At 61.7% G+C, this 25,691-nt stretch carries 22 protein-coding genes and 3 pseudogenes; 1 reads left to right on the forward strand and 24 read right to left on the reverse strand.

The window, feature by feature from the left end; genetic code table 11:
* Positions 1 to 145: 145 nt before the first annotated feature.
* From tcuB to AB7951_RS19970, 8 genes are all read right to left on the reverse strand, one after another.
* Positions 146 to 1,357: a tricarballylate utilization 4Fe-4S protein TcuB gene (tcuB, locus tag AB7951_RS19935; protein ID WP_439063205.1), complete on the reverse strand. Its 1,212-nt coding sequence runs from the start codon at positions 1,355 to 1,357 to the stop codon at positions 146 to 148.
* Positions 1,341 to 2,789, reverse strand: coding sequence for an FAD-dependent tricarballylate dehydrogenase TcuA (gene tcuA, locus AB7951_RS19940; RefSeq protein WP_439063204.1), 1,449 nt, complete (start codon positions 2,787 to 2,789; stop codon positions 1,341 to 1,343). The genes tcuB and tcuA overlap by 17 nt, the downstream gene beginning before the upstream one ends.
* 44 nt (positions 2,790 to 2,833) lie before the next feature.
* Positions 2,834 to 3,586, reverse strand: a complete 753-nt coding sequence (locus tag AB7951_RS19945; RefSeq protein ID WP_439063203.1) for an IclR family transcriptional regulator — start codon at positions 3,584 to 3,586, stop codon at positions 2,834 to 2,836.
* A gap of 12 nt (positions 3,587 to 3,598) precedes the next feature.
* Entirely contained in the window at positions 3,599 to 4,486 is an 888-nt protein-coding gene (locus tag AB7951_RS19950) for an NAD(P)-dependent oxidoreductase (RefSeq protein WP_439082830.1), read from the reverse strand.
* A gap of 80 nt (positions 4,487 to 4,566) precedes the next feature.
* The gene (locus AB7951_RS19955; protein WP_439082831.1) at positions 4,567 to 5,778 is read right to left on the reverse strand and encodes an ABC transporter substrate-binding protein; all 1,212 of its coding nucleotides are present in this window, start codon (positions 5,776 to 5,778) and stop codon (positions 4,567 to 4,569) included.
* Positions 5,779 to 5,804: 26 nt separating this feature from the next.
* Positions 5,805 to 6,650 (reverse strand): alpha/beta fold hydrolase, encoded by an 846-nt coding sequence (locus AB7951_RS19960; protein ID WP_439082832.1) that lies wholly within the window; start codon positions 6,648 to 6,650, stop codon positions 5,805 to 5,807.
* Positions 6,647 to 7,042: a hypothetical protein gene (locus tag AB7951_RS19965; protein ID WP_439063199.1), complete on the reverse strand. Its 396-nt coding sequence runs from the start codon at positions 7,040 to 7,042 to the stop codon at positions 6,647 to 6,649. The genes AB7951_RS19960 and AB7951_RS19965 overlap by 4 nt, the downstream gene beginning before the upstream one ends.
* Positions 7,029 to 8,027 (reverse strand): Bug family tripartite tricarboxylate transporter substrate binding protein, encoded by a 999-nt coding sequence (locus AB7951_RS19970; RefSeq protein ID WP_439063198.1) that lies wholly within the window; start codon positions 8,025 to 8,027, stop codon positions 7,029 to 7,031. Before AB7951_RS19970 ends, AB7951_RS19965 begins: the two co-directional genes overlap by 14 nt.
* A gap of 269 nt (positions 8,028 to 8,296) precedes the next feature.
* Here AB7951_RS19970 and AB7951_RS19975 point away from each other — a divergent pair, with 269 nt between their 5' ends.
* Complete coding sequence (locus AB7951_RS19975) at positions 8,297 to 9,721, forward strand: NAD-dependent succinate-semialdehyde dehydrogenase (RefSeq protein WP_439063197.1); 1,425 nt, start codon at positions 8,297 to 8,299, stop codon at positions 9,719 to 9,721.
* Between the two features lie 519 nt (positions 9,722 to 10,240).
* Here AB7951_RS19975 and AB7951_RS19980 read toward each other — a convergent pair.
* From AB7951_RS19980 to AB7951_RS20055, 16 genes and pseudogenes are all read right to left on the reverse strand, one after another.
* A complete protein-coding gene (locus AB7951_RS19980; protein WP_441256031.1) occupies positions 10,241 to 11,164 on the reverse strand; it encodes a helix-turn-helix domain-containing protein in 924 nt (307 codons plus the stop codon).
* 262 nt (positions 11,165 to 11,426) lie between these two features.
* Positions 11,427 to 12,068, reverse strand: a complete 642-nt coding sequence (locus AB7951_RS19985) for a response regulator transcription factor (RefSeq protein WP_439063195.1) — start codon at positions 12,066 to 12,068, stop codon at positions 11,427 to 11,429.
* A complete protein-coding gene (locus AB7951_RS19990; protein WP_439063194.1) occupies positions 12,065 to 13,207 on the reverse strand; it encodes a sensor histidine kinase in 1,143 nt (380 codons plus the stop codon). The genes AB7951_RS19985 and AB7951_RS19990 overlap by 4 nt, the downstream gene beginning before the upstream one ends.
* Positions 13,204 to 14,358, reverse strand: a complete 1,155-nt coding sequence (locus tag AB7951_RS19995) for a sensor histidine kinase (protein WP_439063193.1) — start codon at positions 14,356 to 14,358, stop codon at positions 13,204 to 13,206. The genes AB7951_RS19990 and AB7951_RS19995 overlap by 4 nt, the downstream gene beginning before the upstream one ends.
* A gap of 125 nt (positions 14,359 to 14,483) precedes the next feature.
* Positions 14,484 to 15,914 carry an alginate export family protein gene (locus AB7951_RS20000; protein WP_439063192.1) on the reverse strand — a complete coding sequence of 477 codons (1,431 nt, stop codon included), beginning with the start codon at positions 15,912 to 15,914 and terminating at the stop codon, positions 14,484 to 14,486.
* A complete protein-coding gene (locus AB7951_RS20005; RefSeq protein WP_439063191.1) occupies positions 15,880 to 16,785 on the reverse strand; it encodes a glyoxalase in 906 nt (301 codons plus the stop codon). Before AB7951_RS20005 ends, AB7951_RS20000 begins: the two co-directional genes overlap by 35 nt.
* A gap of 20 nt (positions 16,786 to 16,805) precedes the next feature.
* Positions 16,806 to 18,440 carry an MFS transporter gene (locus tag AB7951_RS20010; protein WP_441256032.1) on the reverse strand — a complete coding sequence of 545 codons (1,635 nt, stop codon included), beginning with the start codon at positions 18,438 to 18,440 and terminating at the stop codon, positions 16,806 to 16,808.
* Complete coding sequence (locus AB7951_RS20015) at positions 18,437 to 18,859, reverse strand: DoxX family protein (protein ID WP_439062584.1); 423 nt, start codon at positions 18,857 to 18,859, stop codon at positions 18,437 to 18,439. The genes AB7951_RS20010 and AB7951_RS20015 overlap by 4 nt, the downstream gene beginning before the upstream one ends.
* Positions 18,856 to 20,742 (reverse strand): amidohydrolase, encoded by a 1,887-nt coding sequence (locus AB7951_RS20020; RefSeq protein WP_439063189.1) that lies wholly within the window; start codon positions 20,740 to 20,742, stop codon positions 18,856 to 18,858. The genes AB7951_RS20015 and AB7951_RS20020 overlap by 4 nt, the downstream gene beginning before the upstream one ends.
* 63 nt (positions 20,743 to 20,805) lie before the next feature.
* Complete coding sequence (locus AB7951_RS20025) at positions 20,806 to 21,096, reverse strand: XapX domain-containing protein (protein ID WP_089267974.1); 291 nt, start codon at positions 21,094 to 21,096, stop codon at positions 20,806 to 20,808.
* 31 nt (positions 21,097 to 21,127) lie between these two features.
* On the reverse strand, positions 21,128 to 21,775 hold the full coding sequence (locus tag AB7951_RS20030) for a hydrolase (protein ID WP_089267975.1): 648 nt from the start codon (positions 21,773 to 21,775) through the stop codon (positions 21,128 to 21,130).
* 436 nt (positions 21,776 to 22,211) lie between these two features.
* The gene (locus AB7951_RS20035) at positions 22,212 to 22,808 is read right to left on the reverse strand and encodes a tyrosine-type recombinase/integrase (protein WP_439063188.1); all 597 of its coding nucleotides are present in this window, start codon (positions 22,806 to 22,808) and stop codon (positions 22,212 to 22,214) included.
* A 276-nt stretch (positions 22,809 to 23,084) separates the two neighbouring features.
* A pseudogene (locus tag AB7951_RS20040) lies at positions 23,085 to 23,412 on the reverse strand (CopG family transcriptional regulator); the annotation flags it as partial.
* A 4-nt stretch (positions 23,413 to 23,416) separates the two neighbouring features.
* A pseudogene (locus AB7951_RS20045) lies at positions 23,417 to 24,155 on the reverse strand (type IV secretory system conjugative DNA transfer family protein); the annotation flags it as partial.
* Positions 24,156 to 24,680, reverse strand: a pseudogene (locus tag AB7951_RS20050) (type VI secretion protein); the annotation flags it as partial. It abuts the pseudogene before it with no gap.
* Positions 24,681 to 24,933: 253 nt separating this feature from the next.
* Positions 24,934 to 25,629, reverse strand: coding sequence for a lytic transglycosylase domain-containing protein (locus tag AB7951_RS20055; RefSeq protein WP_441256124.1), 696 nt, complete (start codon positions 25,627 to 25,629; stop codon positions 24,934 to 24,936).
* Positions 25,630 to 25,691 lie beyond the last annotated feature (62 nt).

The raw sequence follows: 25,691 nt of genomic DNA on the forward strand, positions 1-25,691 counted from the left end.
CCCAATTCAGTGACCATTTGGAATGCAGGAACCGAATCCTCTTCGTTGTTATTTGCAAGCCGCTGCGCAATCTCGCCATGAAACCTGCGGCTCCTTTTTCACCAGAGTCCGCTTAGCGCCAGAAGCCGACATTCAGAGATTCTGCCTACTCTCCGCCAAGCCCCAGCCGGTTTGGCATGCGCTTCTCAATGTTGAACTTGAGCAGGGCCGCGGAGCGGAAAATGCCGTGGGCGAATTTGCCGTAAGGCAGCGTCAGGAACAGCGCCATTACGGTGCCGAGATGGATCGCGAGCCACAGCGCCATGAAGCGGGTATCGCGCAGCAGCAGCAGCGCGAAGCCGGTGGCGCTGACTAGCAGCAGCAGCATGATGAAGCCGCGGTCCATGGCGTTCTGTTTGACGTCGGCGCGCAGCGCGTCGCGCTTCAGGTTCAGCCACAGCAGGCCGGCCGGCCCGACGATCAGGCCGGTGCCGCCGAGTGAGCCGAGAATCACCGGCGCGCTGGTGAAGGCATAGGGTGCGTGCAGATTCCACAGATAGTGATAGAGCGTCGCCACGCAGGTCGCCGCGAAGCACAGCAGGAAGCCATAGAGCGTGAAATGGTGGAAGCGCCGCCGCCACGGCGTGAAGGCATCATCGTCCTCGTTGCAGCCCTCGCCATGGCCGCCGCCGAGATACTTCAGCCGCGCGACGTCGTGGACGGCTTCGGCCACCGCAGGAACGCGCGCCTGCGCGGCCGCCTTGATGTCGGCGGGATTGCCGTCCTTCGTCGGCGAGACCTCGCGCCAGAATTTGACCACGCCGATGGCGAGCGCCAGCATTGCGAACAGGAACACAGTGCCGAACAACAGCGCCAGGAAGTTGTGTGGGAAGATCGCATAGAACTGGCCCGCCAGCGGCTCATGGATAAGCCGGCCGTTCATCGCAACAGCAAGGATCATGAACAGCGCCAGACCACCCGACAGCGCGAACGCCACCGTCAGCCCGGCGCGCTCGTAGAGCCGGCCGAACGCGCGCGGCCACGCATAGTCCTGATAGGTGCGCACCCGCACCTTCGCCATCGCCTGCGGAACATTGACTGCAAACTCATGCGGCGGCGCATATTGGCACGCATAAAGGCACGAGCCGCAGTTGTGACAGAGATTCGCAAGGTAATGCGTATCGGCCGCGTTGAATTCGAGCCGACGCGTCATCGCCGGGAAGACGGCGCAGAATCCTTCGCAATAACGGCATGCGTTGCAGATCTGCATGACGCGGGCGATCTCCGCCTCGCCCACAGTCATCGCATCGGCAAAGTTCACGCCGCCTTCGCAGGCGCCGCCGGCGACGGGCGCTTCCAACTCAGTGACCGGCGGCATAGCGAAGCTCCTCTTGGAATGTCGGGTGGCGATGCCCGGTCGCAGCCGCCGCATTGACACCGGCGATGCGGCCGAACGCGGTGCCGATGCTCATGCCGACACCGGCGGTATAGCCCTTGCCGAGCACATTGCCGGCCACCATCTCGCCGGCGGCAAACAGGTTGCTGCTCGCAACGCCGTTGAAGCGGCAGGCCGCCGTCGCATCGGTCTTCATGCCGAGATAAGTGAAAGTGATGCCGGGTTTGAGCGGATAGGCGTAGAACGGCGGCGTGTCGATCACCCGCGCCCAGTGGGTCTTTGCGGGCGTGAGCCCGTCGGTACGGCAATCATCCAATGCGGTGTGATCGAACGTGCCGGGACGGCAGGCCGCATTATAGGCTGACAGCGTCTCGACGAAGATCGCGGGATCGACGCCGATCTTCGTGGCAAGTTCGTCCAGCGTATTGGCCTTGGTGCCATCGAACACCGGCGGCATGAAGCGACCGACCGCCTTCTGGTCGATGATCGACCACGCGGTCTGGCCCGGCTGTTGCGCGACAAGACGGCCCCAGATCGCATAGCGCTTCGGCCAGAAATCCTCGCCCTCGTCATAGAAGCGCTTGGCTTCGCGATTGACGACGACACCGAGCGAGACGCAATCGATGCGCGTGCAGATGCCGCCGTCATAGAGCGGCGCGCGCGCGTCGATGGCGACGCAATGCGCCTGGGTCGGATCTCCGATGCTGTCGGCACCGGCATCGATCATGAACTTGAGCAACACACCCTGATTGAAGCGAGTGCCGCGGATCAAGAAGTTCTCCGCGGTCCATTCGCCGCGCTCATTCTGGCCCCAGGCTTCACGCTGCCATTCCAGATTGGACTCGAAGCCGCCGCAGCCGAGCACACAGCTTTTTGCAGTGATGCGCTCGCCGGACTCGGTAATGGCAGCTATAAACTGGCCATCCTTCAGCTCGAGACTCTTCACAGGCGTGTCGTAACGGATTGCGACCCCGAGGGCCTCGGCTGATCGGTAATAGGCATTCACCAGCGCCTTGCCGCCGCCCATGAAGAACGCATTGGTACGCGCCACATGCAGCGCACCGGATAAAGGTGGCTGGAAATGCACGCCGTGCTTGCGCATCCATGGCCGGCAGCGCGACGAATGGCGGATCACCATCCGCGCCAGTGGCTCGTCAGTCAGGCCGCCTGTGACCTTCAAGAGATCCTGCCAATACTCTTCCTCGGGATAGGCCTCGACCAGCACGTCCTGCGGATCGTCATGCATGCAGCGCAGGTTGCGCACATGCATCGAATTGCCGCCGCGCCACGCCTGTGGCGCGGATTCCAGCATCAGCACCGATGCGCCTGCCTCGCGCGCCATTAGCGCCGAGCACAAAGCTGCATTGCCGCCACCGATGACGAGCACGTCCGATGGGGATGAAGATGTTGCCATGGATCAGGCCATTCCTGCGCAGCTTCGCGCCCCGTGTAAAATTGTCAGCGTCGATAGGCCGGCCATTCGCCACCCAGATTCATTGTGAGCTTTTTGGCAATGGGGCCCAGTACGCGTTTCATCTCGGCGATCTCTGCTGCGCCGAAGCGCTCGCGCGGCCCCGACAGCGAGATCACGCCGACGAGCATGCCGCGCGGGCCGAACACAGGTGCAGCCACCGCCGCGCAGCTCGGATCGCGTTCGCCGAGCGAGACATCAAAACCAGTGGCGCGAATGGCGTCATAGCGTTTTCCGGTGCTGCCGGCGTAAGCGAGAATGATGTGTCCGGCCGCGCCGCGCAGTAGTGCATAGCTGTGACCGGCCTCGACGCGGTCGAGCGTCGCGTGACGCGAATTCACCCGAAACAGGCAGACGCGGTTGTCGGCATCCTGCCGCACATGGAACGAGGCGCTCTCGGTGCCGCGATCGACCAGCTCCTGCAACGCCGGCACCACATGATGGCCGAGCGCATTCTTGCGGGTGAAAGCGACGCCAAGGCGAAATGCGGTCGGCCCGAGGTCGTAGCTACCATCCGGCAGCCGCGTGACATAACCGGTCGGGATCAGCGAGCTCAAAAGGCGCAGGATGGTGCTCTTGTAGAAGCCGGTACGAACAGCGAGTTCGGCCAGCATCATCGGTTGGTCAGCGGTTTCGAGCGCCGCCACAATGGACAAAGCCCGCTCGACGGCTGCGACGCCCTCGCCGGCTTCTCGCACCGGGACGTCCGTCGTTGCAGGTTTGGTCGCAGGCTTCTTCATGGGAGCTTCCGATCAGGCCGTACGCGACGCCTTGATGACGCGCGCCAAAACCGGCCAGTAGAGGTCGCCATCACCGGCGTCAATCGCCTCGCCCAGGATCTTGTCGGCAAGTTCCGCGCCTTGCAGCTTGATGTTCACCGACTTGGCAAGATCGAGCGCGTAGGAGATGTCCTTGCGAGCATATTCAGTCGAGAAGGCCCGCTCCGGGAAGGTGTCGGGCAGCATCGCCTTCATGCCGTGATTGCGCAGCGCAAAGCTGTCAGCCGAGCCCTTGGCGAGCGTCTCGAACACCAGCTTGGGATCGAGCCCGGCCCGTTTGGCCGTTTCCAGCGCCTCGCCGAGCGCGACGACGGTTTCCATCAGCACCATATTGTTGAGGATCTTGACCACCTGGCCGGCGCCGATATCGCCGCAATGGGTGATGTCGGTGGCGAAAGTGGCGATCAGGGGCTGCAGCTTGGCGAAGATCGCCGCGCTGGCGCCGACCATGACGCTCAGCGTGCCCTCTTCCGCGGCCTGTCGCGTCCGCGCGATCGGCGCATCGGCATAGGCCGCGCCCCTGGCGGCGAAGCGCTCGGCGAGTTCGCGGCTGGCTTCGACCGGCGAGGTGCCGAGATCGACGACGGTGTGGCGCGCACCGGCACGCGCGAGCAGCCCGTCATCGCCCTCGCACACGGCCTGCACATGCTTGCCGCTGGGCAGCGCCATGAAGATGACGTCGCACTGCTTGGCGAGTTCGGCCAGCGAGTTTGCGCGCTTGACGCCTGCTTCCGCGAGACGCTGCAGCGGCGCATCGGCGCGGTCGAAGCCGAAAACCGGCACGCCCGACTTGCGGGCCAGATTGCGGCACATCGGCTCGCCCATCACGCCAAGACCGATAAAACCAATGGCAGTCACCATGCCGGACTCCTTCGTCTTCATTCCAAGAGAGATCGAGAAGCGGGCGCAGCCAGGGCTGCACCCGCGATGTCGTGGTTCGCCTAGCCCTTGACCAGCGGGCAGTTGCCTTCGCTCATCGGCCGGAACGCCTGTTCGCCGGGTGACGTCGTGATGACCTTGTAGTAATCGAACTTGTACTTCGATTCTTCCGGCTTCTTCACCTGCACCAGATACATGTTGTGCAACACGCGGCCATCGGGACGCACAGTGACGTTCTTGTTGTACATGTCGTTGACCTTCATCTCGTGCATCATCTTGGCGACCACGGCCGGGTCCTTGGTGCCCGCGGCCTTCACGGCGGCGAGATAGTGATGCACGCCGCTATACACACCGGCCTGCACCATGCTGGGGACCCTGTTGTTGGTCATCGCGAAATAGCGCTTTGTCCAGGCGCGGGTCTCGTCATTGAGGTCCCAGTAGAACGAGGTCGTGACCTGAAGGCCCTGCGTCGCCTTGAGACCGAGCGCATTGACGTCGGTGATGAACACGAGGAGACCAGCAAGCTGCTGGCCGCTCTCGACGATGCCGAACTCGCCGGCCTGCTTGATCGCGGTCTGCACGTCGGCCCCCGAGGTGGCGAGACCGACGACCTTGGCCTTGGAGCCCTGCGCTTGCAGCAGGAACGAGGCCATGTCGGTGGTCCCCAGCGGATGTGCGGAGGAACCGATCACCTTGCCGCCGGCGCCCTCGATGAACTTCGTCGCATCACGCTGCAAGGCATGGCCGAAAGCATAGTCGGCCGAGATGAAGTACCAGGTGTTGCCACCGGCCTTGGTGATGGCCTCAGAGGTCAGCTTCGACAGCGCATAGGTGTCGTAGTTGAAATGGAAGCTCACCGGCGAGCAGGCCTTGCCGGTGAAGTCCGACGATCCCGGGCCGCTGATGGTGAAGATCTTGCCCTTCTGCTTTGCCACTTCGAGGATGGCGAAGCCGGCCGACGATGCGGCACCGTCGGCGATCATGTCGACGTTTTCGGTATCGAACCAGCGGCGCGCGGTGGCCGCAGCGACGTCCGGCTTGTTCTGGTGATCGGCGGTGACCACCTCGATCTTCTGCCCGAGAATCTCGCCGCCGAAATCCTCGGCCGCGAGCTTGGCAGCCGCCACCGAGCCGACGCCGCCATTGTCGGCGAACACGCCTGACTGGTCGTTCAGCACGCCGATCTTGATGGTCTCGGCAGCGCTGGCGACCTGCGCCGACAGCAAGAGTGCGGCGGATAGATAAAGACTTTTCGTGAATGCCCTGGTTGTCATGTGATGCCCTCTCCTCAGATTTTCTGTTATTGTTGGATTTTCTCAAGCACCGGCGCGATGTAACGCCGGAATTGCGCGGGATTCTCGCTCATCGGGAAATGGCCCAGCTGCTCCATTACGGTGACTTCCGCGCCCGCGATGCCGGAGGCCGTTCGCACGGTGTCTTCGGGCATGCAGGAGAAGTCGTACTCGCCGGTGAGCAGATAGAGCGGACAGATCTTGGTATCGATCGCCTTGGTGCGACCGCGCAGGTCGCCGTCGACGCGATAGAAATACAGATCGCCCTTGAACACGCCGGGGCCGCCCTGCTTGTAGGCCCACAGGGTCTCCATCCGCGCCTCCGCAGGAGACTGCGGCGCAACGAGACCGGATACCAGCGCGGCACAGACTTCGCCGCCATGGATATCCGGCCGATTAAGCCAGGTGGTGTCGTACCACGGCGCCTGGAAGTCCGCGGCTTCGAGGCCGATCAGGGCGCGGAATTCGCTGGCGTGATCGATGGCGAGATTGAGCACGATCCGGCCGCCGATCGAACAGCCCATCACGACGGGCTTGTCGAGATCGAGCGCCGCACTGAATGCGCGGATCGTCTGCGTATAGCGCGCGGTGGTGAGCTGATATTCGCTGCCGTCCCAATTCGCTGGCGGATTCGACTTGCCATGCCAGGGCATGTCGAAGGCAATGATGCGGAAGTGTTTGGTGAACTGTTCATCCGCAAGGAGATAGCGCCATTGCCGGTTGTCCGAGCCGGCGGTGTGCAGGCAGACCAGCGGAATGCCTTGGCCGGCTTCCTCGAAATAGATCCGGTGCGTGGTGCCGTCGATATCGACATGCACGTAACGCCCGATCATGGGTTCGATATATCCGGTCATGATGCAGCTCCCGACTTGCGCGGCAGTGCCAGCAGATCCTTGAAATACTGCAAATTGGTCATGAAGGGCTTGATGTCACCTTCGAGCTTGGCTTCGCCGCGCTTGGTCAGCGACAGAAGATCGTGCCACCCCGCCTTCGGCATCGGCTGCCAGAATGCGGTCCAGGCGTCAGGCGTCGCGCGATAGCCGAAAGTCCACGACCGCATCAGCACCGGCGCCGACACCATGTCGATGATGCGGCCGGCGCGAATGGCTACGTGGAACGCCTGCGTGGTCGAACCGAGCAGACAATCGACGTCGAGGAAGCGCCCGCGCTGGATCAGCGCAGCGTCGCGTTCGAGCAACGCCGGAATTTGCGAGAATGCCTCGCTGACCGGATCAGATCTTTTCAAGACCGGACTCCTTGATGATGCGGCCCCACAGTTCCGTCTGCTTGCTAACGTGGTCGGCAAGACCTTCCGGCGTGCTGGTATCCGGCTCGAGACCGATATCGGCGAAGAATTTTTTCGCCTCGTCGGTCGCCATGACCTGCAGGAAAGCCTTGTTGAGCTTCTGCACGATGTCGGCCGGCACATTCTTCGGCGCGAACAATCCGCTCCAGGCAGCGAAGTCGTAGCCGGGCAGACCGACCGTGGCCATCGGTGCCACCTCCGGTAGCGACGCGACCTTCTGCGGTGTCGTCACGCCGAGCGCGCGGAGGCTGCCATTGTTGATGAACTCACGCGTCACGGCCACGTCGGTAATGATGAATTCGATGCGGCCTCCGAGCAGATCGGTGATCGCCTGCGGCGTGCCGGGATAGGAGATGCGTACCGCGTCGATGCTCGCCATGGATCTCACGAGCTGCGCCGCCGCCATACTGCCGGTATTGCCGCTGCCATAGCTCAGCTTGCCTGGATTGGCCTTGGCGTAAGCGATGAATTCCTTGAGGTCCTTCGCCGGAAAATCCTTGGCAACCACCATCACCAGTGGATTGCGCGTCAACCGCGCGATTGGCGTGAAGTCGGCGACGGGATCGAATGGCATCTTGTTGTAGAGATGCACATTGGCCGAATGGGTCGAATTGGTCGCGAGATACAGCGTATAGCCGTCGCCCGGCGCGCGCGCGACTTCGGCCGCGCCGATATTGGCATTGGCGCCCGGCTTGTTGTCGACGAGGATCTTCTGGCCCAGCACTGCGCCGACTTTTTCGGCGAGGAAGCGCGCTTCCACGTCGGTGGCGCTCCCGGCCGGGAACGGCACCAGCAACCGGATCATCTTGCTCGGATAGGCGTCCTGCGCCTGCGCCGGTGTGAACACCGCTGTCGTCACCGCCAGCATGCCTGCCATCGCGACGCGCCGCGTGAGCGACCACGCCGCAGCCCACTGCTCTCTCATGTTTCAACTCCCAATCGATATTCTTGATGATTTTGTTGTTCAGCGCGCCCGACGCATGATCACCGACACGCAAGTGGCGCGCGCCGCGGCATCTGCCGCTGCGTTCACCGCCATCTCGTGGCATCCAATCGTACGCATCTTCGATCTCATCCAATTGCAGCACGTTCTGTCTGACAGAACAGTTGTTCTATTATATCAACATATGATTGGATGCCGCGCAAGTGAGGCGGAGTCAACCGCTTCCGACGACCAAGAAAGTGGACTTCGACATGGCCTATCCCAACATCGAGCTTTACGTGGACGGACAGTGGCGCCGGGCTCCCGGCGCACCGATCATCAATCCCGCCGATGAGAGCGTGCTCGGCACCGTGCCGCACGCGACCAGAGCCGATCTCGATGACGCACTGGATGCGGCGGTGCGCGGCTTCAATGTCTGGCGCAAGACGGCACCGAACGGGCGCGCGCAAATCATTCTGAAGGCTGCGGCGTTAATCCGCTCGCGCGTCGACGAGATGGCGACGGCGATGGTGCTCGAACAAGGCAAGCCGCTCGATCAGGCGAAGCTCGAAATCCTGCGCGGCTGCGAGATCATCGAATGGGATGCAACCGAAGGCATGCGCATGTATGGCCGCGTGATCCCGGCCGGTCCCGGTCTGCAACACACCGTGTATCGCCAGCCGATCGGCCCCGTTGCAGCATTCTCGCCGTGGAATTTCCCAATGAGCTCACCGGCGCGCAAGGTTGCCGGCGCGCTGGCGTCCGGCTGCTCGATCATCCTGAAAGCATCGGAAGAAACCCCGGCCGGCGCGGTGCAGCTGGTGCGCGCGTTCCATGATGCAGGCCTGCCCGCGGGCGTGCTCAATCTGGTGTTCGGCGATCCCGCCGAAATCTCCGGCTATCTGGTGCCGCATCAGGCGATCCGGCTTATCACCTTCACCGGCTCGGTGCCAGTCGGCAAACATCTGGCCGCCATGGCCGGTCAGCACATGAAGCCGGCGATCATGGAGCTCGGCGGCCACGGCCCGGTCATCATCTGCGACGACGCCGATCCGGTGACTACCGCAGCAGCATCGGTCGTCACCAAGTCGCGCAATGCGGGCCAGGTCTGCGTCGCGCCGACGCGCTTCTTCGTGCACGAGAAGAACTACGAGATCTTCGCAAAGAGTCTTGCCGAAGGCGCTGCCAAGCTGAAGATCGGCAACGGCATGGATCCGTCGACCCAACTCGGTCCGCTGGCGAATGGCCGTCGTATCGAGGCGATGGAGCGGCTGGTGTCGGATGCGACGGCGCGCGGAGCCCGCGTACTCGCCGGCGGCCAGCGCGTCGGCAATCGCGGCTATTACTTCCCGCTGACCGTGCTGGCGGACGTGCCGGACGATGCATTGGCGATGAACGAGGAGCCGTTCGGTCCGCTCGCTCTCGTCAATCCGGTGCGCGATCTCGACGAAGGCATCGCCAAGGCCAATGCATTGCCGTTCGGCCTTGCCGCCTATGCCTTCACGAAGTCAGCCGACAACGTGCAGCGGATCTCCAACGACGTGGAAACCGGTAACCTCACCATCAACCACTTCGTCGCATCCACAGCGGAGACGCCGTTCGGCGGCGTCAAGGACTCAGGCTATGGCCGCGAAGGCGGTACCGAGGGCCTCGCCTGCTACACGGTGACGAAGAACGTGTCGCATAAATTTGCGTGAGACATTCGTGGAGGCTGGGAAGCACTCTGGTTCTTCAAACGACTTTTGAAGAACCAGAGTCGCACGGGTGCAATCTACCGACACGATCTGCTCTCGTGCGATTGGTTTAAGCGACGGTACCGCTCCCAAAAATACATCGTCCGCGAAGTGGATCAGTGGCGAGAAGTTGTCATGCAAACGGAAGCTTCGGCGAGCGCCGGGCCTGCGAGTGGGGAAAGGTCACCCCAGCCTGCGCGCCTGAGCTCGCACCGAGATCGTAGACCTGTAGAACGCTACGGCCGCGCGTGCAGGTGACACGCCGGCCGCGGCCATCCTTCCGGATCTTGATGCCTACGCGCCGCCCCCGACGATCGTGGCGCTCGCGACAACCATATAAAGAAGCAGGTTTAAGAGCATCCACGCCTCCGCACCGCCCCCCAAGCGGAACTTCCGAAAAACTCATCCATGTCCGCTTTGCGCCAGGAGCTGACATTGTCGGTAGCGCGTAACATGGACGCGCGGCACGCCACCTCACTCAAACTATTTCTTACATTCAGAAAATCGCACTGGAGAACCTGCATTGCCAGTTGCGCGGCGCCATGCCCCCGGCGGCAGTCCAGTCGCGGCGGAAAAGACGCGGGTGAAGTGGCTTTGATCGGCAAAGCCACAGGCCAGTGCGACATCGGCCAACGGCGTATCGGTCTTCATCAGAAGACCTCGGGCCTGCTCGACGCGCTGGGACAGTATCCACTGGTGAGGCGCCTTGCCCGTCGCTTTCTTGAAGCCGCGAATGAAATAGCCGCGCGACAAGCCGCAGGCCTGGGCAACATCAGCAACGCGCACATTACTGGCAGCGTTGTTGCTCAGCATTTCGATGGCGAGCGCCAGTTGTGGCCGCGATAACGCCGCGCCTTGCGACGTGGGTTCGAGACTGGTCGCATTGTTGTATCGCTCGATCAGATGAATACCGATCGTCGTTCCAAGCTGGTCGAGGAACAACGGACTCGCCTCGCTACTCTTCTGCAGAAAGGGCTCGACCACGCTGACGAGTCGCAACAAGACCGGATCAGTGTCACCGGCGTGGCACGCTAGGTCGACCGCGCCGCGCCACCCATGCTCCTGCGCCAGTTCGATCAAGAACGGCCGCGACACCTCCATCAGGAGAAAATCGAACGCGCCGCGCAGATCGGCACGATAATCATCCGCTAGGTTTCGGATATAAATCGAGCCTTCCTCGAACTCCTGGCCCGTGGCGTGATGCTCGTGAAAAACACGCCGCCGATGACCACGACCTTGCGAGATGCCGATCAGGAAACCGCGATCGTCGGCTGCGGTCGCGACCTGCCCGAGATGCGGATAGTCGCTCCCTTTGCGGAAAAACTTGATCCCGGCGCCGCGCAGCTCCTGATCCTGGTGGAGTTTGCTGGCGGGACAGCCGAACACATCGATCTTCGATTTCGGCATCGGCGAAACAGGCAACGGTTCAAGCATGTGGACCGGTCCCGCATATGATGCACCATCGGGAATTCGAGTACCCGCCATCATACACCCCCATCGCTGCACGCTGCAGATCGCCCGGACGTTCTCATACGTCCCAACGAACTACCTCAGATTTCAGTTTTGCCACGCACATGGTTGCACATGGCTGCGGCTCAATAATTTCCAGAATGCGGAATTTTATGCGGACAGACAATTGGAGCATGGTGGAGGCTGACTAGACCTTGGTCTAGGCGAGCGACGGCGGCTCATATCCCAACTGGTCGGCCATCCGCACGATGTCAGCGAGCGAGTTCGCCCGCATCTTGCGCATCATCGTGCCGCGATGGAGCTTGATCGTGGCCTCGCTCAGGTCCAGCGCAGCCGCAATCTGCTTGTTCATCAAGCCGGCGGCGACATACGCGAACACCTCGCGCTCCCTGACCGTCAAGGTGTCGAAATCCGCCTTGAGGCCAGCGATTTTCTCGGCCGCCTGCTTCGTCACACGGTCGCGTTTCACGGCCGCCTCAACCGCAGCAAGAAGATCCATCGCGCGAACGGGCTTGGTCAGGAATTCGATGGCGCCGGCCTTCATTGCCCGCACCGACATCGGCACATCGGCAAAGCCACTGATGACGATCACCGGCGTTGTGACATGCAGGGCAGCCAGATCATCGAGAAAATCGAGACCGTTACGACCGGGCAGATGCACATCGAGAACGATACAGCCAAATTTGTCCCGGTCGTCTTTGGCTAGGAACTCCTGCGCCGAGGCAAAGCACTCGACCTGAAGACCGACAGAGCGCAGCATGCCATCCAGGGCCTCGCGAATACCCTTGTCATCGTCAATGACGGCGACAACTGCGGTAACTGGCTCCGAAGTTGCGATCACGGTGTCACCTGCAGCGTACGTGGCGGCAGCGTGAAGCGAAAGCGCGTGCCGGTAGGCACGCGTGGCTCCGCCCAGAGCCTTCCGCCATGGGCATCGATGATGGAACGGCAGATCGACAGCCCCATGCCAATGCCATCCCGTTTGGTCGTGAAGAACGGATTGAAGATCATATCGAGGTGATCGGGATCGATACCCACCCCCGCATCTTCGACGGTGACGCAGACCTCTCCCAACGGATCCATCGCCGACACGACAGTCACACGCCGTTGTTGATTCTCCGATGAATTGATGGCATCGGCCGCGTTGGACACCAGGTTCAACATCACCTGTTGCAACTGCACCCGATCACCACCGATCGATGGCTGGTCGGGCTGAAGATTGACTTCCAGCGCAATCCCCTGCCGCGACAGTTCCGGCTGCACGATGGAGAGGACGCTTTCGATCATATCGTTCAGGGCGAGCTCTTCGAACACCACCGGCGCGTTGCGCGCAATCGCGCGGACGCGCTGGATGATCGCTCCGGCGCGATGCCCCTCCGCGATGGCTCGCTCCGCGGCGGCGCGGGCCTCGCCGACATTGGCCTTCTCGCCCTTGAGCCATTGCACGCAGGCCTCGGCATTCATGACAACGGCCATCAGCGGCTGATTGACTTCATGCGCAATGGACGCGGTGAGCTGCCCCATCGTGGTGATCCGCGACATGCGCGCCAGCTCCGCATGCGCCACCTGAAGCGCCGCCGTGCTCTCGCGCAGCTTGCGGTCGGCGCGGTCCTTGTACAGGGCCATTTCGATCACGGTGCGCAGTTGCAGATCCTCGAACGGCTTGAGCAGATAGCCGAATGGCTCGGCTTGACTGGCGCGCCTGACCGTCTCGTCATCGGCATAGGCCGTGAGGAACACTACCGGAATTTGGCATCTGCCGCGGATCTGTCGGGCGGCATCGATGCCGTCTATATCGCCTTCCAGACGGATGTCCATCAGCACCAGATCGGGGCGATTGCTGATCGCAAGCTCAACGGCCGCCTCGCCGCGGGCCGTCACCCCGATCACGGAATGACCGATCCGGCCGAGTTGCTCGCTGATATCGCGGGCAACGATGCGATCGTCCTCAACCACCATCACGCGAGCGCGCGTTGTCATGGCGCAAGCCTCGCGCTACGGCCAGCCTGGAATGTAAGGGTGCAAGTGGTGCCGCCGGTGCGATCGACAGAGAACGTCCCATGCAACTGCTCGACGAGATCGCGCACCAGCTGCAGACCGAGTGATCTGGTTTCGATGAAGTCGAACTGCTCCGGCATCCCGATGCCGTCATCCGCGACGGTCAGAATACATGTCCCGTTTGCGCTGCGGCCGAACCTGACCTTGATATATCCGCTGCGTTTGCCGGGAAAGGCGTGTTTGAACGCATTGGATACGAGCTCGTTGATGATGAGGCCGCAGGAGACAGCGCGATCCATATCAAGCGTGACGTCATCGCTTTCGGCCGTGATCTCGACGCGAACCCGCCCATAGGCGCGGCGCAGATGCGTGCACAGACTGAGCACATGGGTCTGCATCTGGATCTCAGCGAAGTTGCCGGCGCGATACAGATTTTCATGCACCAGCGCCATCGACCGCACACGGTTGCGGCTATCCGCAAACAGCGCCGCGGTGATCGGGTCGGTGATGCGCGACGCCTGCAGGTTCAGGAGACTACTGATAAGCTGCAGGTTGTTCTTGACGCGGTGATGCACTTCCTTGAGCAGCGCTTCCTTTTCGTTCAGCGATGCTTCCAGTCTTTCCCGTGCAGCGTTTCCGGTTGTGATGTCCATCATCGCGCGGCGGAGCTCGAGCTGGTTCATGATCTGCCGCGCGAGCGCCTGCAGCGTGAAGCGCTGGCGTGTCGACAGACCATCCGGGCGCGGCGTGTGATCCAACACACAAACGGTACCGATCGGCAGTCCGTTCTGTGTTTCCAGCAGCGCGCTGGCATAAAAGCGGAGCCTGGGACCCCCGCTCACCAATGGATTATGCTGGAAGCGTGTATCCGAAGACAGATCGGGGATCACGAAAAGATCCGTCTGGCGGATCGCCTGCGCGCAGATCGAATGATCGAGCGGCAGTTCCCGATCGCCGTGCCCGATACCGGTAAGGGTCCAGTGCCGGTCGCCATCTATCAGATTGATGGCCGCGATCGGCGCATCGCAGATATCCGACGCGATCTGCACGAAGTCTGCGAAATCCACATCAGATGCAGAATCGAGAATATCGTATCGATGCAAGGCCGCGATGCGATCGCGTTCATTCCACATGTCAGGCACTTATGTCGGCATCATCCGAACCATCACGCCAAAACGGGACCGATGGCGGGCGAGCGTGTAACCTATTCCGCCGCGGCACAAAATGAAACCACGCCTCATGGCCTCCGGACGTCCGGTTACCACCCATATTTGAGCTCCAAACCCAGATAATTGCTGTCGTGCCCGCCGGCGTTCCGCACCGTGTCGCCAATGGCGTAATGCACCGCCTCGACGGCTCCGGTCAGGTTGGCGTTGAAGACGTAATCCGCTCGAAGCTGCGAATAGACCCCCGTCCAGCGGCTGCCCTGCCCAGCCGTGCCCGCGACGGCAACGTTGGGCTGAACATAAACGGCATCGGCAACCGTCTGGCGCCACTGCATGCCGAGCCCGGCGGTCACCGTCAGATTGGCAATGGGCTTCACCGTCAGTGTCGGCTTGAGATGGATCAGGTTGGCGTAGCCGGTATAGCCTGCCAGCGAGAAATAGTAGCCGTTCGGGAACAGCGGATTGAACGTAGCGATCGTGTTGTCACCCGCACGCCCGTCACCTGACGCCGCATCCGCCTGCAAGCCGATCCTTGGCGTCCATGCGGCGTTAGAGAATGTGTAACCGGTGCGGCCGCCCAGTGCCCAGGCCTCGATCTCCTTAGGCCCGACATGCCCTGTCTGCCCCATCGCCTCGAGATCCCAATCGAAGCCATTGGCATTACCGGCAAAGCGGACGTCGAAGATGTGCCGCGTCTCTTCGCCCAGGGCGTCGAGATAACGCGCAGACGACCGCTCGAACAGGGAGTAGTAGCCGGAGAGTTCGTTGTCGCCGAACACCTTGCGTTCGATACGCGCAGTGCTGAAGCGGAAATTCTGGCCGGAGAAGTCGTCGAACACATCGCCAAAGCGATATTGCACCGGCTGGCTGACAAAGCCGATGAAACGCCACAACCCGGTCTCGTAATCCGCCCACACCGCATCGAAGGACTGCCGCACATTCGGCCCGTCGCGCGAGGACACAAAGCGTTGCAGATCGAAGGCAAAATCCTGCCGGCCGACGCGCGCCTTGAAGATGCCATCACCCAGCGCACCGCTATAGGCGATAAATGCCAGTCTCAGATCGAGCTGGTTCTGGTCGACCGGCGAGACGCTCGCCTTGTCAATGGTGCGGACATCCTCCAGCTGCGTGAAGATCTGCCAGTTCTCGTTCAGCCGGATGTCGACATGCATCTGCAGCCGTTGCAGCAGATAGGAATCGCCGCGCGTATTGCCGACGCCGAAATTCGGAGCGTCGTTGAACTCAAATCGCTCGCGCAGACTAGCACCTAGCGAGATATAGCTTTTCGGATCGGTGACAAAGAGCGGGATATATTTCAGAGCGTCGAATGGCTCGGTGCGCAACGCCGAAGTGGCGAGCGCAGACCAGTCTTCCTGCCAGCGATTGGTTAGAAGCTTCGGGCGCGCTGGCGTTAGCGCTGAATCGTCCGCATGCGCAGGCGGCAGCAGGACCGCGCTAAAGGCCAGCGCGGTCGCGGCTATCCAAGCCTTACTTGCCGACGGCAGAGTGAATCTCGGCAACATAGCCTCCGGGGAATTTTACCAGCGCTGCGCGGCGCGCATCCGCGACATAGGGCTCGACCAGCACCGTGGCACCGACCGTCTTCGCCTTGGCCAGCGTCTCGTCGAGCGACGGCACTTCATAGCCGGTCAGCTCATGGCCATAAGGATAAGGAAGCACGCCGTCGGTCACCAGCACAGTCATCTTGCCGAACTTCGACGTGATGCGAACCCGACGGTAGGTATCGTTGGGTCGGCCGATCTCGATGCCCGGCGCCTTCGCCGTGTCGGAGACAACGTTGCCTTTCGAGAAAGCGACAAAGCTCTTCACGAACTGATCGGCCCGGCCGGCCGGAACGTAGACGCGGTTTTCCGGGACCGTCTGCAGTTCCGGATAGGACGGCGCCGTCGTGTGCCAATAGAGCTGCATGTTGATGCCGCCCGGCCATTGCACAACGACGTCGCGGCCGATCGGATCGGGAAACGTCTTGACCAGCACGTCGGCGCCCGCGCCTTGCGCGGCTCTGACGGCGGCATCGATATCTGTAACGAGATAGCCGGTGCGCTCATGGCCGAATGGATAGGGAATCGGAGTCTTGAAGCCAAACACCGAGACCGACCCTGCCGGGGTCAGCAGAAGCTGCGACGTCGTGCTGCTCGGCGTCGGCGTCATTGTCGCAACTACCTGTTTGGTGCTCTTGCCACCAAAAGTCGCGATGAAGCTTTCGACAAAGCGATCGACCTCGTCCGGCGCAACATAGACGTGCGTCGTGTCATATTGCGCGCCGACGGCAAAGCCGACCTTCGCCGGCGCCTCGCGCGACCATGCATCTTGCGGCGCGGCCGATAGCAACGCGATGGAAAGAATGGCGGCGGTGAATTTGAACAAACGCATCATGGCAGTCCTTGTGGCGACTAGTGCTGATTGACCAGTTCGGGCTTCGACGTCGGGTTTTTCAGATCCAGCGTCAGAAAATGCCGGACCACGGGGGCGTCGGGCCCGATGTGATATTGCGTCATCTCGCGCTGCACATCGGCATCAGCCTTCGAGACGCGGTGATGCTGCCGCAGATGCTCCGCCCATGATTCCACCAGGAACCATTCGACGATCTTCTCCGGATCGGCGGCATCCTCGGTGATGCCCCAGCCATAAGCGCCATCGCGACGACGCGCTTCGGAGAGGCGCTTGAGCCCGGTGAAGAACGGCGCGCGGTTTTGACGCGCGATTCGATATTCAATCAGGATCAGGACGGGCCCCCGGTCATGTTCGACCTCGTCCGACGTCAGCGGCTCCGGCCAGTAATTGGACGGCGTGAGATCGGCTTCGCCTGTCGGCAGCTTCACCCGGTGCATGATGAAGGCGGCGACGGCGAGACCCCATGCGCTAACCAGCAGCGTCGCCGGCAGGCTCAGCGCTTGGGCCACCGCGCCCCAGCCGAGGCTTCCAGCAGCCATGGCACCGTTGAACACCATCAGATAGACAGCGAGACCGCGACCACGCACCCAGTTCGGCAGCACCGCCTGCGCGACGCCACTGAACGTCGTCAGCGCCGTGATCCACGCAGAACCGAGCAGCAGCAGAACCGGCAGCGCAACCCATTTCGGCGGCGCGAAGGACAGTACAGCCATCACACACGCCGACAACAGCGCGGCGATCAGCAGCAGCGCGTCGGAGTCGAGCTTCGCGCGGAGCCGCGGCAGCACCAGCGCGCCACCGATCGCGCCTGCACCAACCGCACCAAGCAGCACGCCGTAAAAACTGGCATCGCCACCCAGCAGATTACGCGCCACCAGCGGCAGCAGAGCCCAGATCGAGCTGGAGAATGCAAAGAAGATCGTTGCCCGCAGCAGCACGATGTGCAGTTCACGGCTAGAGCGGGTGTAGCGCAATCCGGCCCGGAACGCGCCGAAGAACTTCTCTGACAACACGTCATTCTCGGCCTTGGCGCGTGGCCACCACAGCAGTGCTGCGATGACGAACATGTAGCTGATGACATCGGCGCCATAGGTGACGGCGGCGCCGAATGTCGCCAGCAGGATGCCGCCGGCGGCCGGGCCGATCGAGCGCGAGACATTGATGCCCAGTGAATTCAGCGCGACCGCGCTCTTGATGTCCTGCCGCGGCACGAGCTCCGGCACGATCGCCTGCCATGTCGGCCCGACCAGTGCGGCGCCGATGCCGCCGATGAAGGTCAGCCCGATCAGCAGATTGACCGTCAGCAGCCCGTAATAAGACAGCATCATCAGCGTCGCGCTCACCAAGGCGAGCAGCACCTGCACCGCGATCAGGAATTTGCGGCGATCGAGAATATCGGACAGCACCCCGGCGGGGATCGCAAACAGGAAGATCGGAAGCGTGCCCGCGGCCTGGATCATGGTGACCGCTGCGGGCGCCGCCGACAGGTCTGTGACGAGCCAGGAGCTCGCCACGTCGCGCATGAAGCTGCCGGTATTGCCCATCACCGTCGCGACCCAGATCACCGCGAAGATGGATTGGCGGAATGGCGCGAAGGCGCTGGTTGCCTTGGCCGGCTCGGCGGCTCCGCTCATGGTTTTGCCTTCCTGGCCCGGTCATTAAGGTCATGCCATGCGACGAGCAGGAAGCCGCCGCACAGGCCGATATGTTCGAAAAACGAATTGGCGCTCATAAAGCGCTCTGGCGGAGCCAGCTCCCAGAACCGATTCGCCAGAAATGTCGCCATCAGCGTAAAGCCTGCCAGCGAGAGTGCACCGAGCCAGCGCCACACGCCACCAAGAATCAATAGCGAGGCAACCAGTTCGAGCCCAATCGTCGCCAGCGCGAAGGGCGCCGCCGGCTGCAGTCCGAAATGGTTCATCTCGGCAATCGCCCCCGGAAGGTCGAACGCCTTGACGAGCCCGCCCTGCAGATAGGCCGCACACAGGCAGAGCAAACCCAGCCAATGCATAACGGGTGCCCCGATCACGCGACGTGCGAGATTCGTGATCATACCGCCCAGCACGCGCAGCCGATTGCGCCCCAGAAGCTTTTGAGATCGGCGATGGGCAGCCTGCTGGACCACGCTGTCGCGTGATCGTGGCCGTGCACGCCGCAGGAATTGGCGCAGCCGCAGGTCATCGCCATCTTCTGCGCGACGACCTGTCCATTCGCATCGGGTGCAGCCCATGCGCCGTAGCCGCCGAAGGTGCGTACAGGTGACCAGTCCGGCATCGCCGGCGGCGGCGCATTCTCGTCGAGCTTGGCGAAATCACCGACGGCATAGACAACCTTTCCGCCGACGATTGTCAGCACTGCGCTCGTGTCGGCAATCTCGTTCTCCGCGCAGGAGAAGAAGTCACGATCGGGTACGACGATATCGGCGAGCTGGCCAACCTGGATGCGGCCCTTCTTGCCTTCTTCGTTCGAGAACCACGTTACGTTTTCGGTCCACATGCGCAACGCCGTTTCGCGGTCGAGGCAGTTGCGCTGCGGATAGAGCTGCATGCCGCCGACGGTACGGCCGGTGACCAGCCAGGACAGCGACACCCACGGATTATAGGAGGCCACGCGCGTGGCATCAGTGCCGGCGGAAACCTTGACGCCCTTGGCGAGCATCTTCGACACCGGGGGCGTCGCTTCTGCGGCGCCATGGCCGTAGCGCTCGACGAAATATTCGCCCTGATAGGCCATGCGGTGCTGCACGGCGATGCCGCCACCAAGGGCGGCGATACGGTCGATCGACTGATCCGAAATCGTTTCAGCGTGGTCGAAGAACCAGTTTAGCCCTTCCAGCGGCATCTCCTGATTGACGCGCTCGAACACATCCAGCGCACGGCTGATGGTCTCGTCATAGGTCGCGTGCATACGCCACGGCCATTTGTTCTGGACCAGAACGCGCACAACATCCTCGAGCTCGCCTTCCATTTCCGGCTCCATATCCGGGCGCGGCTGGCGGAAATCCTCGAAATCGGCAGCAGAGAACACCAGCATTTCGCCAGCGCCGTTATGGCGGAAATAGTCGTCGCCCTGCTTGTATTTGGACGTCTTGGTCCAGTTCAGGAAGTCGTCCTTCTCGCCCTTCGGCTTTTGGGTGAAGAGGTTATAGGCGAGACGGATCGTCAACTGATTCTCGTCATGCAGCTTCTGGATGACGGCATAATCCTCGGGATAGTTCTGGAAACCGCCGCCGGCATCGATGGCGCCGGTGACACCGAGGCGGTTGAGCTCGCGCATGAAATGGCGGGTGGAGTTGACCTGATAGTCGAATGGCAGCTTCGGCCCCTTGGCCAGCGTCGCATAGAGAATGCCGGCATTGGGCTTGGCCAGCAGCAGCCCGTTCGGATTGCCGTTAGCGTCGCGAATGATCTCACCGCCTGGCGGGTTTGGCGTGTCCTTCGTATAGCCGACGGCGCGCAGCGCGGCGCCATTGAGCAGTGCGCGATCATAGAGATGCAGCAGGAATACCGGTGTATCCGGCGCGACGGCATTCAACTCATCGATTGTCGGCAACCGCTTCTCGACGAACTGATGCTCGGTGAAGCCACCGACAACGCGCACCCATTGCGGCGGCGGGGTGATGGCGACCTGACGTTTCAGCATGTTCATGGCGTCGGAAAGCGAGCGCACGCCATCCCAGCGTAGCTCCATGTTGAAGTTCAGGCCGCCGCGAATGATGTGCAAGTGATTGTCGATCAGGCCGGGCAGCACGCGCTTGCCCTTGAGGTCGACGACCTTCGTCTTCGGTCCCGCCAGGGGCAGAATGTCCGCGTTATGGCCGACATGGGTGAAGCGACCATCCTTGATGGCCACCGCGCTGGCGACGGGATTGGAGCGATCGAGCGTCGTGAACAGGCCACGATGGAGAATGAGATCGGAGGTCTGCGGCTCGGTCATGGGGAGTTCCTTCGGCGATAGTGAATTGAACAGGCAATGTGATCGTGAGGCGGGTGCCGGAGACTAACCGCCGGCGGGCGGCTGCGGCGCCTTCTCGGCCACGACACGCGTATCGGAGCGCTGGCCCTTCGGCAGATGGCCGAACATGTGTGGCTTCACCTGTTCGAGCCAGGACTGCACCACCGGCTCCTTCTGCCAGAGGCTGCGTACCAACGGCGGCAATTGCTCGCCGACGAGAATGCCGAGCAGGCCGACCAGCGCCACCACCGGTGGCGCCGGAGAGCGCACATTGATCAGACTGTAGATGACGCCCACCAGCAGGCCTGCGCCAAGGGAGATCATGTGCGCTTTCATGTCGTTGTCCTCGGTTGTGTGACGTGACGGCCTACTTGGCCGGGCCGCCTTCGGAAGCGTGCTCGCCGAGCGCCCACTTCGAGAAGCGGATCTGGATGCCGTAAGGCGAATGCGCGCGCTGGATGTCCATCATGCCCTCATAGGTCTCGCTGCGCGCCCAATCCTGCTGCAGCTCATACGCATATTGCGAGGACGTGATCGGCACCGCGCCAGCCTGGATGGCGCGCTGCATGGCACGCTCATGCGCTTCCGGCGAGAGATCGCCGCAGGCGTCGGCAGCAATGTAGATTTCAAAGCCTTCGCGCAGCATGTCTAGGGTCGGGAAGATCACACAGGCTTCGGTCCACAGACCGGCGATCACGAATTTCTTGCGGCCGGTGGCGGCGACGGCTTTGCGGAAGTTCGGATCGAGCCACGAATTCATTGAGGTGCGATCAATGATCTCCTGTCCTGGAAACAGCGACACCACCTCGGGGATGAACGGGCCGGAAAACGACTCTGCCGCAACGGTTGTCAGAACGGTCGGAATCTTGAAGAGCTTCGCGGCTTTTGCAAGAATCTGGACGTTGTTCAATGTGACAAGGCGATCGTGCGACTGGACGCCCTGGAACATCGCGGGCTGAAAATCGATCAGCGCGATGGCGCTATTCTGCGGGGTCAGCATTTCCTGAAATGACATTCTGGTTCTCCGTGAAAGGATTGTGACGATTTCAAACTCGCGCACGCCGCAGGCGAATTTTCTTCAGCTGATGACGGGCGCTACTTCTGGTTTTACGAGCGACCGGTCTGGACCGCGAAGTCTCCACGCTATGTGCGCGAGAATGGCGGACAGCGTCTTGTCTGGAAGTCATCGACTTTGAATGATCGGTCACGGCACTATGTCGTAGGTGACTTACTGCGGTCTATCGTGTCTCGCCAAACCGCGCGAACAATTACCGACCAAAGTTGTGCCAACTCCAGGATAGCTCGAACCTCGCGCCGAGGCCTCCGCTTCCTTTCAAATGAATTCAAGACGGATTGAGCTGCATCCCCGTCTTGATTCACAAGCGACTATTTCGTAGTGGCTGCTTCGCGCCAAAAAAAGCGCGTCACTGCATGATGCGCCTTAGATCGCTTTAGAGGTCCACCTGCTCAGACATGACAAGTGCATCATCTACCTCAATTCCAAGATACCGCACCGTACTTTCGAGTTTTGTGTGGCCTAAGAGCAATTGCACCGCTCGAAGATTTCCGGTTTTCTTATAAATCTGAGATGCTTTTGTCCGACGCATCGAATGCGTCCCATAGCGTCTTCGGTCCAACCCGATACTGGTGACCCATCGATCTACGATTCTCCCGTATTGTCGGGCGGACAAATGAAGTTTTGAGCACATCCGACTCGGAAACAGGTGGTCTGCCGATGTCAGTTCTCGTTCAACGATCCATTTCTCCAATGCGGACCTTGTGTGCTCGGAGAGCTCGAACTGGACCGGCCGTCCGGTCTTTCTTTGGATGACCGTCGCCCGATCGCGTAGGACGCCCGATATCGTCAAATTGCTCACTTTGATCGACGTCAAATCGCAAGCGCGAAGCTTACTGTCGATCGCAAGGTTGAAGAGAGCAAGCTCTCGGAGATTCGAGGCAACCTCCAATCTGGTTCGTATTCCCCAGACTTCTTTCGGTTTTAACGGAAGTTTTTGACCAACGATCTGCCCCTTATTCCAGACAGGCATAGCAAGACTCCATGCCACCCGTCCCAGCCCCACCACTCCCATCGAGCAAGAGGAATCTACGCTATAGGGCTAAATGGCGCCTTAGCGCCATAAGCGGCCGCCAAGTGTATGTAATTCTCCGATTGACGAGATATAAGCGGGCCGTGAGTTCTTTCGGTGTCTGTCCCCCGTTACGAATGCCTCCGGAAGACGGAACCGCTATTTTGGTCAGATCGTCTCGGCGTGGCAGCCGCTATCTGTGCAACGTTACTACAAAAAGACTCTTTAAAAGCAGGTGCCGCCAAACCGCTCGCGGCCCTTGATCTGGGCGGCAGCCTGCGCATCGTTCGGCAAGGGCGGCGTGATCGTCAGCCAGAAGCGGACGAACAGGGCCAGCGTTTCCGCGGGTAACCCCAAGATCGCGTTCGAGACGTTGGACTTGGCGCGACAGCCGGTCGAGACGGCGCGCGAACGCCGCCTCGCGCCGATCCTCCCCATCCGGAGACAGAAACGAGGTGACCGCCGCTTCCACGATCGCCGATCGGGAAAGCTTCTTGCGGTCGGCAAGATCGGCGATCTGCTTCAGAAGGTCCGGCGGGAAATACACGTTCATCCGGTCGCGCATGGTCTCACAACTCCATACCGTCATTCGGGTCGAGCGAGACCTGGCGGGCGATGCCACGCATCTGCTGGTGCAGGATGCGAGCCTGACGGGCTGCATCGTCCGACTCGTCGTCGAGCACAGCGGCGAACTCTTCCGCAGGCCTCGGATCAGTCGCCTCCTTGGCAATGGCGACATGGTCGGGAAGCTCGGGTTCGCGACGCAAGCCGCTATTGGCGGCATCCTGTTCCGCCTTCTGGATCTCACCAAGCAACACGGCGTCCGGTGCCTGCGGCGTTAGAGCTGACCACCCATCCGTCCGTGACGACCGGCCAGACTTCGCCGGATCGGGCGGCGTCAGCACCCGTTCGGTGAAACGGTGATCCTCGTAATAGCGAGCTTTCTTCGCCCGGATCGGGGGCGTGCCGGCAACCATGACGATCTCGTCAGTGGGCGGGAGCTGCATCACCTCGCCCGGCGTGAGCAGCGGCCTTGCCGTCTCCTGCCGCGAGACCATGAGGTGACCAAGCCACGGATTCAGCCGGTGACCGGCATAGTTCTTCATGGCGCGCATCTCGGTTGCTGTCCTCAGCGCATCGGAGACACGCTTCGCCGTGCGCTCGTCCATGGCAGTTGTCGAGGATCGCGTTGTTGGGCCCGTAGGCTTTCTCGATCTGATTCAGCGACTGCGCGATCAGGAGGCTTTTGATGCCGTAACCTGCCATGAAGGCCAGCGCGGATTCTAAGAAGTCGAGCCGGCCGAGCGCGAGCCGGGTGCCGAGATCGACTTCCATTTGCCGGGCGAGATCGCGCGTGAAGGCTTTGAGATCGGTCATCTCGCCGGCGTCCTCGGGCCAGGCGATGAAGCGGAAATGATGCCGGTCGTCCTTGCAGCGCTCCGCGAAACCTGCGTCGTCAGTGCGGTCATGACCGGCATCGAACATCACCGCCTTCTCACTGTTGCGGGTGACACCGTCGCGCTTGAGGTACGAGAGATGGACGGTCAGCGGCGCGGAACGGAAGGATCGACCTTGGTGACGGACGATGCGCGCCTTCACCACCACGCGCCGCGCCGGGCTGAACAGGCGACTGCGGCTAAAACTGATCCGGCCGCGCCCGAAGGTCGAGCGCCCATAGCTAGAGGAGCGTTTGCCCGACGCGGCATGCGAAGGGCTGTGACCAGCCTTCTTCGCCGCACGCAGCACCCGATTGATGAAGCTCTTCGGCCTTGGGGCTCGCGTGCCGCGGATGCGGCCAGGCCGGATGCGTAAATCGCTGTCGCCTGCGCTCACTGCAATGGCTCCGCGAGCAAGCAAGAACGGACAGTGCCGAAAACATTCTTGAGTTCATTGGCGAAAGCCTGAGGCGCGGCACGCGCCCCGACCGAACGGCACGCCCGAACCCAAGCCATTCCAATGGCTTGTGGTTCGGCCGGCGAGCCGCTTTTATCTCGCCGTCCCGCTGTCGTGCTTCCCTGCTGCTCTCGCCTTCCCAGCCATTCTATCCCGGAGCACGCCATGGCGCGCCAAGCTGCACATCCCGTCATTACAGGCCTCCCGCACTGGATCGAGCAACAAACAGGCTGCGCGCTTGCGGCAGGATTGCAGAGATATTGCGCATCGGATCGCCCGCCGGAACGCGGTCCGATCGATGTTCAGCCGACACACGATCGGCAGCGGTTGCGCGTTCGGGTCGCCCGATGAACAGCGGCGCCTCGGTCCATGACTTCGCGTGAACTGTTGCGACTGAGAGCGGACTGGTGAGTTCGGCGCCACCGAACGATGGAGCAAGCGTTGTCACATAAGCGCGGGTCTCGGCCGGCAACGTGCGGCCCGCGAGATATTGTTCGTAGCGACCTGGTCCCGCATTATAGGCCGCGAGGAAACCGGGCGAGCCATAGCGGTCATGCAGCTCGTGCAGGTACGCAGCACCGGCCAGAATGTTATCGCGCGGATCGTAAGGATCGCCGCCGAGGCGGTGACGGATGCGCAGGTCTGCCCAGGTCTCGGGCATGATCTGCATCAACCCCATCGCACCTTTTGGCGACCTGGCGCGCACATCACCGGCACTTTCGACGGTCATGACGGCGCGTATCCAGTGCGCGGGCACACCGAAGCGACGTGAGGCCTCTTCGATCAGATTCGCAAACGATCGGGAAGACCGTGCGCTCGCCGAATGTCCGGTTGATGCGTTATAAGCTTGCGCGGTATTCACCAGCACAATCGCAAACGACAACACCATTGCGACGGTACAAGCTGCCGTCTTTAGACGACTCAAGCATGCCACCGTACTCGCGCCCGTCC

Source organism: Tardiphaga sp. 285_C5_N1_2, assembly GCF_052076065.1.
GTDB lineage: Bacteria > Pseudomonadota > Alphaproteobacteria > Rhizobiales > Xanthobacteraceae > Tardiphaga > Tardiphaga robiniae.